The sequence below is a fragment of the Cellulosimicrobium sp. GQ32 genome (genome assembly GCF_059758455.1).
In genome coordinates, this window is the sequence record NZ_JCAXEP010000043.1 from 1 (window position 1) to 259 (window position 259).

Sequence of the window (259 nt, forward strand, 5' to 3'; positions counted from 1 at the left end):
GTCATCACGTCCCCGTCCGGGTCCACGTCGTTGCCCAGCACCGGCAGGATCGTCGTGCGCCCCGGGCGCACCCCGAACGAGTCGTCCTTGGGCTGCGGGGGCTTGTTCGGCTGGGACCGGTCCGCGATGAACTGGTCCACCTGCTCCGGGTTCGTCAGCTCGGCGTCGGACTCCTCGCCCTCGGCCTCCTCCGGCATCTGGACGTCCCAGTCGTCGACCTTCTGGTACTCGTCCGCCGCCATCCACAACGTCCCCGCCG

At 70.3% G+C, this 259-nt stretch carries 1 protein-coding gene; it reads right to left on the bottom strand.

The genetic code is table 11. From position 1 onward, the window contains the following. The coding region (locus tag AC6CH9_RS20850) for a hypothetical protein (protein ID WP_498156606.1) at window positions 1–259 on the bottom strand (259 nt) is incomplete at both ends.